General features: G+C 38.1%; 11 protein-coding genes. 6 read left to right on the top strand and 5 right to left on the bottom strand.

Translation table 11 applies throughout. The features are described from left to right. Positions 1-50: 50 nt before the first annotated feature. The 5 genes from ACFRAE_RS12300 to ACFRAE_RS12280 all read left to right on the top strand — a co-directional run bounded on the left by ACFRAE_RS12300 (position 51) and on the right by ACFRAE_RS12280 (position 5268). A complete protein-coding gene (locus ACFRAE_RS12300) occupies positions 51-1229 on the top strand; it encodes a P1 family peptidase (RefSeq protein ID WP_422797460.1) in 1179 nt (392 codons plus the stop codon). Beyond that, positions 1198-2346 (top strand): serine hydrolase domain-containing protein, encoded by a 1149-nt coding sequence (locus ACFRAE_RS12295; RefSeq protein ID WP_422797459.1) that lies wholly within the window; start codon positions 1198-1200, stop codon positions 2344-2346. The genes ACFRAE_RS12300 and ACFRAE_RS12295 overlap by 32 nt, the downstream gene beginning before the upstream one ends. Before the next feature lie 13 nt (positions 2347-2359). After that, entirely contained in the window at positions 2360-3109 is a 750-nt protein-coding gene (locus tag ACFRAE_RS12290) for an aspartate/glutamate racemase family protein (protein WP_422797458.1), read from the top strand. A 156-nt stretch (positions 3110-3265) separates the two neighbouring features. Continuing rightward, on the top strand, positions 3266-3766 hold the full coding sequence (locus ACFRAE_RS12285) for an ecotin family protein (RefSeq protein ID WP_422797457.1): 501 nt from the start codon (positions 3266-3268) through the stop codon (positions 3764-3766). Positions 3767-3858: 92 nt separating this feature from the next. Further along, positions 3859-5268 (top strand): aldehyde dehydrogenase family protein, encoded by a 1410-nt coding sequence (locus ACFRAE_RS12280; RefSeq protein WP_422797456.1) that lies wholly within the window; start codon positions 3859-3861, stop codon positions 5266-5268. Here the strand turns inward: ACFRAE_RS12280 and ACFRAE_RS12275 are convergent. The 4 genes from ACFRAE_RS12275 to ACFRAE_RS12260 form a co-directional block, all read right to left on the bottom strand. Then, positions 5265-5609: a Rieske (2Fe-2S) protein gene (locus ACFRAE_RS12275; RefSeq protein WP_422797455.1), complete on the bottom strand. Its 345-nt coding sequence runs from the start codon at positions 5607-5609 to the stop codon at positions 5265-5267. The genes ACFRAE_RS12280 and ACFRAE_RS12275 overlap by 4 nt on opposite strands. A gap of 101 nt (positions 5610-5710) precedes the next feature. After that, a complete protein-coding gene (gene typA, locus ACFRAE_RS12270) occupies positions 5711-7516 on the bottom strand; it encodes a translational GTPase TypA (RefSeq protein ID WP_422797454.1) in 1806 nt (601 codons plus the stop codon). 126 nt (positions 7517-7642) lie between these two features. Then, positions 7643-8833: a glycine C-acetyltransferase gene (gene kbl, locus ACFRAE_RS12265; protein WP_422797453.1), complete on the bottom strand. Its 1191-nt coding sequence runs from the start codon at positions 8831-8833 to the stop codon at positions 7643-7645. A gap of 234 nt (positions 8834-9067) precedes the next feature. Further along, complete coding sequence (locus ACFRAE_RS12260; RefSeq protein WP_422797452.1) at positions 9068-9478, bottom strand: DUF2147 domain-containing protein; 411 nt, start codon at positions 9476-9478, stop codon at positions 9068-9070. 150 nt (positions 9479-9628) lie between these two features. Here ACFRAE_RS12260 and ACFRAE_RS12255 point away from each other — a divergent pair, with 150 nt between their 5' ends. Beyond that, on the top strand, positions 9629-9976 hold the full coding sequence (locus ACFRAE_RS12255) for a phage holin family protein (RefSeq protein WP_422797451.1): 348 nt from the start codon (positions 9629-9631) through the stop codon (positions 9974-9976). Positions 9977-10098: 122 nt separating this feature from the next. Here the strand turns inward: ACFRAE_RS12255 and ACFRAE_RS12250 are convergent, their stop codons facing one another. Beyond that, positions 10099-11601, bottom strand: coding sequence for a PepSY domain-containing protein (locus ACFRAE_RS12250; protein ID WP_422797450.1), 1503 nt, complete (start codon positions 11599-11601; stop codon positions 10099-10101).

The following is an 11601-nucleotide window of genomic DNA, read 5'->3' as shown; positions in this document are numbered from 1 at the left end:
AATGGCTTTCTTCGGAAATCAGTATACTTGTTCTTCATCTAAAAGTCAACATGAAGAATAAGCGATTTTCGATTATGGCGCTAGCCCTAATTGCGCTAGTAAATAGCGCCCATGCACAAGAAAAGAGAGGTAGAATCCGAGATTTTGGAATCCAAATCGGAATTTTGACACCAGGAAAAAACAATGCCATAACGGATGTGGCAGGCGTAAAAGTTGGCCATCAAACCCTAATAGCGGGAGATCATATTCGAACTGGTGTAACGGCAATACTTCCTCATGATGGGAATCTATTTCAAGAAAAAGTGGCTGCTGCAGTCTATGTAGGCAATGGCTTCGGAAAAATGATGGGCATTTCCCAAATTCAAGAATTGGGAAATATAGAAACTCCTATCCTACTGACGAACACCTTAAATGCAGCTAAAGTAGCTGATGGCTTAATTGATTACATGCTGGCATTAGCAGGGAATGAGCGAGTACGATCTGTAAATACAGTGGTAGGGGAAACTAACGATGGCGGACTGAACGATATTCGTGGTCGTCATGTTGAGGCAAAAGATGTCTTAAATGCTATTGAAAAAGCGAGTTCTGGACCGGTTCAGGAGGGAAACGTTGGGGCAGGTACGGGTACCGAATGCCTGGGGTATAAAGGTGGTATCGGGACTGCTTCTCGAAAACTTCCGGCTTCTAAAGGAGGCTATACCGTTGGCGTATTGGTTCAAAGTAATTTTGGCGGCATTCTGCAGATTAATGGTGCACCCGTAGGTCGAGAAATGCATAATTTCTATATGCAGCAACCTAAGGAAACTCACAAAGTAGACGGTTCTTGTATGATTGTCATTGCGACTGATGCTCCACTATCCCCTAGAAACTTAGAACGATTGGCAAAGCGTTCTTACATCGCCTTTGGGAATGTAGGTTCCTTTTCTTCCAATGGCAGTGGGGATTATTCCATTGCTTTCAGCACCAACCCCAGCAATCGTGTTTCACATGAAATGAAAAACATAAGTCTTGAAACGGAGGAAATGGGAAATGATTTTATGTCCCCATTGTTTTTAGCTGTTTGGGAAGCAACGGAAGAAGCAATCTTAAACTCTATGTTTATGGCTGAAGATATGAAGGGTATAAACGGTAGAACAGTCAGTGCCATCCCAATTAATGAGACTTTGAAAATTTTGAAAAAATACAACGCCTTAAATCATGATACTTTACCAAAAGCTATTCGTCAATAAAATCTGGTTTATAGCAACTTGTTATATTTTAACCTGCTTTTCAAATTTTACCTATGGCCAAACAAGTCCATTAACAGAACCTAAGGACAACCATAGCCTAAAGTGGAAGGAGGTTTATCAATTGCTACAACGAGATAGTATTCCTGGTATCTCTTATGCTTATCATCAAAATGGCACTTTCAGTTATACAGGACTAGGGTTTAAAAAAAGCAAAGAACTTGACCATGTAGACTACCATACCGTATTTCAAGCAGCTTCCTTAACCAAAGTATTGGCCGCATACGTGTTCTTTCGGTACATGGACAAGGGTTTGATCAGCTTAGACAAACCATTGTGGGACTATTATCAATACGATCGATTAAAGAATCATCCCTATAAACATCTGATTACCGCTAGAATGGTTTTAACGCATCGTACCGGACTTTTGAACTGGGAAGGCAATGTTCCGTCAGAGGCTTGGAGAAATACGCCCTTGACGGCTCAATTCACTCCTGGTGCAGATTATATGTATTCGGGTGAGGGGTTTTATTTTCTCCAAAAAACATTGGAACACATCAGTAAAAAATCGTTTAAAAAATTAGTAGAGCAAGAAATCTTCAAACCATTTGGTATGAAAGATTCGGAAATAGTTTGGAAGAACAAATTGAAAAAAAATGCGGCTATAGGCCATTATTCTGGAGCAAAACCTCGCAAACTAGGAAAATACCACAAAAGTAATGCGGCATATACCTTATATACGACCGCTTTGGACTATACTAAATTTATCGAAAAGGCTATTTTCAAAGGTTTCGGCTTACAGCCCAGCACGCATCACCTGATGTTGGAAAAAGCAGCTGAAGCGAAAAAAGGAAAAGAAGTAAGCATGGAAGATCAGCATGTACCCTGTGCATTAGGTCTACGCATGCAAATCAATGAGGTTGGAACTGCTTATTGGCATACTGGATCCAACCCTGGCTTTCGTTGCTTTTTTATTGCCTATCCGGAAACTCAAGAAATTTTAACAGTTTTTACAAATTCAGAGGATGGTTTCAAGATAATACCAGACATGTTGGCGTTATTTTTGAATAATAATCAAACATTCTGGATGTACACTTGGCGCCAGGGTGAATTAGATTAAGAAAGGAATTGATATGATAGGTATAGTAGGTGGTGTCGGCCCATTGGCTGGGGTAGACATTGTTAAAAAAATAATTGAAGAAACTATTGCTTCACGGGATCAGGATCATCTTCCGGTCTTATTATCCTCTCAACCTCATCGGATAGCCGACCGTACAGCCTATTTATTGGGTAATACGGTGACCAATCCTGGGTTTGCATTGGCAGATATCGCTTTGGAATTAGGCCATGCTGGAGCAACCATTGTTGCTATTCCATGCAATACAGCACATTCGCCACGCATATTTGATCTGGTGAAGGAGGAACTTTTATTGAAGAATGCTTCCCTTCGTTTAATGAATATGCTGGATGAAACGACCCTGTTTATAAAAGAACATTTTGCAAATAGTACCGTTGCTGTCTTATCAACTACAGGCACCCGGAATACGGCCTTGTACAAAACTAGCCTTGAAAAGCAGGGATTAACTTGCATTGAACCCAATGACTTATGGCAAGAAAAGGTTCAACAGGCGATTTATGATGAATCGTATGGCATTAAAGCGTTTTCATCGCCAGTCACTCGAAGGGCGCATGATGAGCTAGTGGCTGCTATTCAGGAACTGAAAAGCCAGGGGGCACAAGTCATTATCTTAGGTTGTACGGAGCTACCTCTAGCACTTCGGGAGAAATCTTATGACGGATTGCCCGTTATTGATCCTAACCGAATATTGGCTAGGGCATTGATTAAAGAATTTGATCCGACTAAACTATTGCCTTTTGAATAACAACAGACAATAGTTTAAGGTTATAAAACAGGAGGAATATCTAATCATGGAGTCCGAATTGGAGCTTCTTAAATTAAACCTTTTTTTGTTTATAGATTCCAATGAATAATACCCCTCCAATAGGATTGGAGTCTATTTTAAATAAATTTGAAAAATATGAATATGAAATTCTTTACACTTACCCTTTCCCTCTTGCTAGGTTTATTTATGGCATCGAATGCGCAGGAAATGGTTTTAAAAGTAGATCCTGCTCTATTTCCACAGCCTGATAAGGGTTATAAGAAAATGATTATTGAAGTCCCTTACTCATCGAATGATGCGCTTAAGAAGATCGAATTTCTAGTTGGTAAAACAATGGAAGTGGATGGCTGTAATCACTTTGCTCTGCAAGGAACCTTAGAGAAAAAAGATTTGCAGGGTTGGGGTTATGAGTATTATGTTTTCCAGACAAAAGGTGAAGTCATAGCGACACAAATGGGTTGCCCAGATGCCCCAAAGCGACAATTATTTGTTGCAGCTCAACCAACACTAGTGCGTTATAATGGAAAAATGCCGATTGTAATCTATGTTCCTGAGGAATATGATGTGCAATTTAAAATTTACCAAACGGATAAAGAAGTGTATCGGGCGGCTGAAGCTAAGAAATCAAAAAATTAGATGCGTTAAATTTTTACTATATTGTTGAACCTAGGCCATTGAAAAGGTCTAGGTTTTTTTAAATGCTATAGCATTTCATTTAATATTATATTATGCCTTATCAAACTATACAAGAAATTGATCAAATCTATACGCTTCAATGGAAGTATAAGAATGAAATTAAGCATAGCAGTGCCCAACAACGTAAAACCATGTTGAAAAATCTTCTTGAAAAAATTATTCAAGAAGAGAAAGCCATAGAGGAAGCTCTTTACTTAGATTTCCATAAGTCCAGTATGGAAACAGATATTACAGAGATCTTGGCAGTACAGTTCGAAATACGGCATCTATTAAAAAAATTATCGTCATGGATGAAGGACAAGTCGGCAGGATGGTTCTGGATGTTCCCAAATGTATCGGCCTCTTTACACTATGAACCTAAAGGCAATACGTTAATCATTACTCCTTGGAATTATCCTTTTCAGCTTCCTATGGTGCATTTAGCCTCAAGTATTGCTGCAGGGAATACCGCAATATTGAAATTATCGGAATTTTCTCCACATATCAATCAAGTCATTCGTCGCATTATTGAAGCCGTGTTTCCTCAGAAACATATTGCCGTAATCGAAGGCGCTGTGGAAGAGACTACGCATTTATTAAGTCTTCCGTTTGACCATATCCACTTTACAGGTTCGCCTAAGGTAGGTAAAATTGTGATGGCGGCCGCAAGTAAGCATCTTACGGACATCACCTTAGAATTGGGTGGGAAATCTCCGGCTGTAATCGACAAAAATGTTTCGATTCGCTCGGTAGTCAAAAACATCATCTGGGCAAAGTTTGTCAATGCAGGCCAAACCTGTATTGCACCAGACTATTTGTTGGTGAATAAGAAAATCAAAGCCGAACTGGAAAGCACGTTTAAAGAGGAAATGCTTGAAGCTTTTGGTCCTAATCCACAACATTCGCCTGATTATGCTAGAATAATTAATGATGATCAGTTCAAACGATTAGCACAGCAGTTGGAAGAAGCGAAAGTTTTGGGAGCTCAAATTATTGCGGGAGGTAAAATGGACGAAAAAGATCGATATATAGCCCCAACAGTCATTACTCAGGTAGCAAATACCAATAAATTGATGCAAGAAGAGATATTTGGCCCTATTCTTCCAATTGTTTACTATCAGCAAATTGATGAGGCTATTCAATTGATCAATAGCAAAGAAAAACCATTGGCATTATATGTTTTTAGCAAAGATCCCATTTTCAATAAACATATCATCCGACATACCAGTGCAGGTTCTACCTGCATCAACGATGCGATGATTCAAATTTTACATCCGAATCTTCCTTTTGCTGGAGTAAACCATTCTGGTATTGGGCAATCAATGGGATGGTATGGTTTCAAATCTTTTTCACACGAAAGAGCTATAGCTAAATCAAACTTTTTTCCGATGTCCTCTTTATTTTGGTTTCCATACACGGAGAAAACAAATAAGATTCTGAAAACGATCAAGCGATTTCTTTAACCGAAGATCTTATCCCATAAGGATTTTTTTATCCCTACGTAGTACTCTCCATCTTCTTTTTTCAATGGATACATTCGGATATAATTGCCTTGGCGCTCATCTCCTTTTCCAGTAACGATGTCAAATCGATGGCGATGAAAAGGACAAATCAATTTACCATCTTCACACCAACCATGTGTTAGATCTGCTCCAGCATGCGGACATCGGCTTGAGGTTACTGACATAACCCCGTTTTCTCTAATGATACAGAGCTTTTTACCGGCCACATGCAATGCTTTAACATAATCCCTACTTTCATCTATTTTGCTAGGCACTTTATGCCAAACTAATTCATCATCCATAGTTGTGTTTTGTAATCCAAAAATAAAGATAAGCTTTCCTGAAAAAAATAAAGGCTATCCAATAAATTGGATAGCCTTTATGATATCATTTCGTATACTGCTTATACGAATTTCTTAGCGTTGATTTTACGCTCGTTTTCTGTCAAGTAGATTTTACGTAAACGAATACTTTGAGGAGTAACCTCGATGTATTCATCACCTTGGATATATTCCATACATTCTTCTAATGAGAATTTAATGGCTGGTGCAATACGAACGTTGTCATCAGATCCTGAAGCACGCATGTTCGTTAATTGCTTTCCTTTCGTAACATTAATCGTTAAATCATTATCACGGATATGCTCTCCCAATACTTGTCCTTCATAAATATCAACACCTGGATCTACAAAGAAACGTCCACGATCTTGTAATTTATCAATAGAATAAGCGGTAGTTGATCCTGTATCTAAGGAGATCAATACCCCAGCTAAACGTCCAGGGATATTTCCTTTCCAAGGTTCGAAACCTTTCAAACGGTGCGCCATTACAGCTTCCCCAGCTGTAGCAGTCAATACGTTATTACGTAAACCAATGATACCACGAGAAGGAATAGAGAATTCTAAGTGTTGCATATCGCCTTTAGATTCCATCACCAATAACTCACCTTTACGTTGTGTTACCAATTCAATCACTTTACCGGAAACCTCCGCAGGAACATCAACTACCAATTCTTCAATTGGCTCATTCTTTTGTCCATTGATTTCTTTCACGATAACCTGAGGTTGTCCTACTTGTAATTCGTATCCTTCACGACGCATCGTCTCAATCAATACGGATAAATGTAGAATACCACGACCATATACTAACCAAGCATCCGGAGAATCCGTAGGAACAACGCGCAATGCTAAGTTTTTCTCTAATTCTTTTTGTAAACGATCATAAATATGACGAGAAGTAACGAATTTACCTTCTTTACCAAAGAACGGTGAGTTGTTAATCGTAAACAACATGTTCATTGTAGGTTCATCGATGTGCATAACTTCCAATTGCTCAGGATTTTCGAAATCTGCAATAGTATCACCAATTTCAAAACCTTCAATACCAACTACGGCACAGATATCACCTGCATGTACTTCAGTCACTTTCACACGACCTAATCCTTCAAATATTTGAAGTTCTTTTACACGTGATTTAACCACCTTACCATCACGTTTCACTAATGAAATAGGTTGGTTTTCTCTGATGGTACCACGAGCTACACGACCAATCGCAATACGACCCACAAAAGTCGAATAATCTAATGAAGTAACTTGCATTTGCAATGTTCCTTCAGATATTGCTGGTGCAGGAATATATTTAATAATTGCTTCTAATAGGTCGGTAAAATCTGTGGTCGGTTTTTTCCAGTCAGTAGACATCCATCCTTGTTTAGATGAACCGTATAATACTGGAAAGTCCAACTGTTCTTCCGTAGCACCTAAGTTAAAGAACAAGTCAAATACGTTCTCATAAACTTCGTCAGGGCGACAGTTTTCTTTATCTACTTTATTAACAACAACGATAGGTTTAATTCCTAATGCCAAAGCTTTACCAGTAACAAAACGAGTTTGAGGCATTGGGCCTTCAAAAGCATCCACCAAAAGCACTACACCATCAGCCATTTTCAATACACGCTCTACTTCACCTCCGAAATCGGCGTGACCAGGTGTATCTATGATGTTGATTTTAGTTTCTTGATATTTTACTGATACGTTTTTCGATACGATGGTAATTCCACGTTCACGCTCCAAGTCATTGTTATCCAGGATCAATTCTCCCGCTTCCTCGTTGTCTCTGAACTGATTTGTAAAGTACAAGATTTTATCTACAAGGGTAGTTTTACCGTGGTCAACGTGCGCTATAATCGCAATGTTTCTGATGTTCTGCATTGAGCAATAATGTGTTATATAAAAATAAGAGGTGCAAAGATAAATATTTTGCACCTCAATTTTAACATTTTACTGTTATTATTTTATTAGCTTTTATTTAAACTGCCTAAAGAGCTGTTTAAACGCTTATTTAATCACTCCCAAAGACTTACCAACTTTCGTAAAAGCAGCAATTGCTTTGTCTAAATGTTCCATTTCATGACCTGCAGAGATTTGAACTCGGATCCTTGCTTTGCCCTGAGGGACAACAGGATAATAGAATCCAATCACGTAAATACCCTCTTCAAGCATCATTGCAGCGAATTCCTGTGCTAATTTAGCATCATATAACATCACTGGAACTATTGGGTGGAATCCTGGTTTAATATCAAATCCTGCATCCGTCATTTTTTCACGGAAATATTTTGTGTTATTTTCTAGCTTATCTCGCAAAGAAGTTGTTTCACTTAACATATCAATCACTGCAACAGATGCTCCAGCAATTGAAGGCGCTAAAGTATTTGAGAAAAGGTAAGGACGAGAGCGTTGACGTAGCATATCAATAATTTCTTTTTTACCAGCAGTAAAACCTCCAGAAGCACCACCCAAAGCTTTACCTAGAGTTCCAGTAATGATATCCACACGATCAATCACTTGAAACAACTCATGCGTACCACGGCCTGTTTTACCAATAAAACCAGTACAATGAGACTCATCAATCATCACCAATGCTTCATATTTATCCGCTAAATCACAGATTTTATCTAAAGGAGCTACCGAACCATCCATAGAGAAGGCGCCATCTGTGACGATTATTTTATGTCGAGCAGCAGACGCTGCTTTTAGTTGTGCTTCTAAATCCTCCATATCACAGTTTTTATAGCGGAAGCGTTGAGCTTTACACAAACGCACCCCATCGATGATGGAAGCATGATTTAATTCATCGGATATAATTGCGTCCTCAGGACCTAACAAAGGCTCAAAAACACCGCCATTGGCGTCAAATGCTGCTGCATATAATATCGTATCCTCAGTACCAAGGAATTGGGAGATCTTAGCTTCTAATTCTTTATGAACATCCTGTGTGCCACAGATAAAACGTACAGAAGACATCCCATATCCATGCGTATCAATAGCTGCTTTTGCTGCTTCGATTACTTTTGGATGTGAGGATAACCCCAAGTAATTATTCGCACAGAAGTTGATTACCTCCTGGCCAGTACTTACTTTGATATCAGCACCTTGGGGAGTAACAATAATTCGTTCTTGTTTATACAAACCAGCATCTTTAATAGCTGCTAATTCTTTTTCTAAAGCGGGCTTTAAGGTTTTGTACATAATACGTTTATTTTTCTGCGATAAAGATAGTTTATTTTTAGAACACCATTCTACGAAAACGGTTGCTTCATTTTCACTTTTAATGCTAGCAACATAAAATTTTAATTAAAAATTTAGATATCCTACTGTAGACCATCCCCACAGCTCTATAATTATCATATTATTTCAAAAGACAAAAAAAAGAAAGAACCGATTTACCGATTCTTTCTTCCTATTAAAAGTATACCTATAATCTTATTTTATCTTCTTCCAAGTTTCAGTTCTCCCCAAAATACTCAATCCAACAAAACCACGAATATCCAATCGATCCGCACCTTTTAAAGTCATTTTACAACTATAGGTTTTTCCAGATTTTGGATCATAAATCTCACCACCTTCAAAAGATGAGCCTTTTTTGCTAAAGTTGGTTAATATTTCCGTTCCTTGAATCAATCTATTTTGTAACTTTTCGTCGGGGTTTTTACTATCCTTTTTACTTGCATCCTTAATCCAGTACAATTTCCCAAAATATTTATCCCCTTTTTTATAAATTTCTATTCGTCCTTCAGCACTCGGGTTTTCCCATTTACCCAGTATAGGATCGGTTTGTGCAAATACAATAGCTGTAAACCATAAAGCACATAGTGTTAAAATAATGTGTCTCATAACCATCTCGTTTTAAATTGTTTAGTGAATATACCACTATTTTTCTATGTTAGCATAATATTATTTTTGTTACTTTACAACCTAAGTTTCAACAAACGTTTGCATTGGCATTAATTTTGAAGAAATTATTAAATTCAAAAATAATTAGTTATGAGATTCATTCTTAGTCTTTTGATCACTGGATTAGTTGTTGCCATTGCCGCAGGAATACTACCAGGAGTACAAGTAAGCAGTTTTTGGTGGGCCATTATCACGGGTTTGGTAATAGGCTTTGTAAATGCTGTAGTTGGGGGCATATTAAGGTTATTTACTTTTCCATTGAATTGGCTAACATTTGGCCTTGTATCATTTATTATTACGGTCTTGATGATTATGTTATCCGACAAAATCATGGGAAGTAAATTTGAAGTCGATGGATTCTGGCAAGCCTGTTTATTTGCCATTATTGTTGCCGTGATCGAAATGATTATTGGCAAACTACGATCAGAAGAAAAATAAGCATACACATTTCCAAGTATAGCCTATTGGAAAATGAACATCTAGCATAAAAAAAAGAGGGTTTGAAAATTTCAAACCCTCTTTTTTTATGCTATTAAAATGAATAGGTATATCCAAAAATACTATTTAACCTTTTTAGGTTTCTTTTTCATTTTATTGATCCATATCATCACTCCAGTCACTGGTAGAGACGTTGCAATTAAACATGCAATAAAATAAAGCAATTTACTAAATGGCCCATAGATATCCCCGACATGCAATGCTTTAACAGAAGCAGAAGCACGCTCATTAAACGGTTTATCTCTAAAAATATCCTTTTCCAAAACTTCAGCAGAATATTGATCAAGCGTTAATTTATCACCAGCTGATGGCGCAAAAAATCCAACCCTATTTTTACTGATGGAAATTGTTCCCGTACTGTCTTTTGCAAAATTAATGGTAATATCCCCTTCATACGGCAAAGCTTTGTTTACCGCAGCGATCGTTTCTTCTATACTGATTGGTTTGGCATCCGCAGCAAGAATAGTGGACATAATCACTTTCTTTTCCACCTTAGGCGCATCTGCTGCTTGATAGGTTCCCCAAGTTTTCTGCCAACCAGAACGATACCAGTCGAAAGACCAAAAAGGGCCAGTTACGGACATTAAAAACAAAAGAATGCAGCTGTAAAATCCTAAGGTATTGTGCAAATCATGATTCACCCTTTTCCAATTGGCTGACCATCTAATATTAAGTCCATTCTTCCAAGACCGTATCTTATTTGGAAACCATATTACCATTCCTGTGATAACCCCCAGCAAAAACAATAAAGTCGCAGTTCCGGAAATCCAAGATCCTAATTTACGATTTTCAATACCTTCGAAAATAGGTTCTTCAATCTCATTTAATAATAACCAACGATGTAAACCAAACATTTTTTGCATAAACTCTGCCGTTTTAGATTTAACATCCGATGCATCACCTATGATTTCCGCTGTATATGGGTTTACCGACATCTGATTCGCACGAGGACCACGACCTCCAGGGCTAGCAGGCCCTGCAGCAGGTGCTTTCGTTGCAGCTTCTCGTTTAAGCTCAGGAGCAGTAGGTGCAGCTGCTAATTCCTTGTTTCCTTCAGGAGCAGATTTAGTCTCAGCCTCCTTTTGTCCCGCTTTCGCAGGATCCTTTACTTCATTCGTAGAATCCGAAGAGTGTTTATGCCCTTTTTCATTTGCATGATCATGCGCTGTATGAGCATGTCCATCTTTCCTATCTCCTTTTACTGGAGTATCCGCTGCTGCTGCAGTTTTCTCTCTTCCTTTACCCTCTTCTTTTTTTGTATATAATATACTTGTCGATTGGTCATCCGCATGAGGGATTTTGATACCAACTACCTTACCCTTAATTTCCGGTCTTACTTTCGCTAGTAATTCATCCGGATTTACTTTTTCACCTTCGGGTTTAACTTGATAATATTCCGACAATGCCCAAGCACGTATTTCTGTATTATAAACATAAATTGTCCCTGTAAGGCAGACTATAAATACCACTATGCCTGATATTAATCCCCCCCATAAGTGAATATCATTCAGAAATTTCCTGACTTTTATCCAAGTAGATGTTTGTGTTTTTTTAGGTTTGTTCAT

This window comes from Sphingobacterium sp. HJSM2_6 (assembly GCF_049316305.1).
Classification (GTDB): Bacteria; Bacteroidota; Bacteroidia; order Sphingobacteriales; family Sphingobacteriaceae; genus Sphingobacterium.
The sequence above is the reverse complement of the archived record's forward strand: the minus strand, read 5'-3'. Positions and strand labels throughout refer to the sequence as shown.

Bases quoted from the DNA above. Each gene is read 5' to 3' on its own strand.
- ACFRAE_RS12300 (WP_422797460.1), top strand. From the start codon at position 51: ATGAAGAATAAGCGATTTTCGATTATGGCGCTAGCCCTAATTGCGCTA.
- ACFRAE_RS12295 (WP_422797459.1), top strand. From the start codon at position 1,198: ATGATACTTTACCAAAAGCTATTCGTCAATAAAATCTGGTTTATAGCA.
- ACFRAE_RS12290 (WP_422797458.1), top strand. From the start codon at position 2,360: ATGATAGGTATAGTAGGTGGTGTCGGCCCATTGGCTGGGGTAGACATT.
- ACFRAE_RS12285 (WP_422797457.1), top strand. From the start codon at position 3,266: ATGAATATGAAATTCTTTACACTTACCCTTTCCCTCTTGCTAGGTTTA.
- ACFRAE_RS12280 (WP_422797456.1), top strand. From the start codon at position 3,859: ATGCCTTATCAAACTATACAAGAAATTGATCAAATCTATACGCTTCAA.
- ACFRAE_RS12275 (WP_422797455.1), bottom strand. From the start codon at position 5,609: ATGGATGATGAATTAGTTTGGCATAAAGTGCCTAGCAAAATAGATGAA.
- typA (WP_422797454.1), bottom strand. From the start codon at position 7,516: ATGCAGAACATCAGAAACATTGCGATTATAGCGCACGTTGACCACGGT.
- kbl (WP_422797453.1), bottom strand. From the start codon at position 8,833: ATGTACAAAACCTTAAAGCCCGCTTTAGAAAAAGAATTAGCAGCTATT.
- ACFRAE_RS12260 (WP_422797452.1), bottom strand. From the start codon at position 9,478: ATGAGACACATTATTTTAACACTATGTGCTTTATGGTTTACAGCTATT.
- ACFRAE_RS12255 (WP_422797451.1), top strand. From the start codon at position 9,629: ATGAGATTCATTCTTAGTCTTTTGATCACTGGATTAGTTGTTGCCATT.
- ACFRAE_RS12250 (WP_422797450.1), bottom strand. From the start codon at position 11,601: ATGAACAAACCTAAAAAAACACAAACATCTACTTGGATAAAAGTCAGG.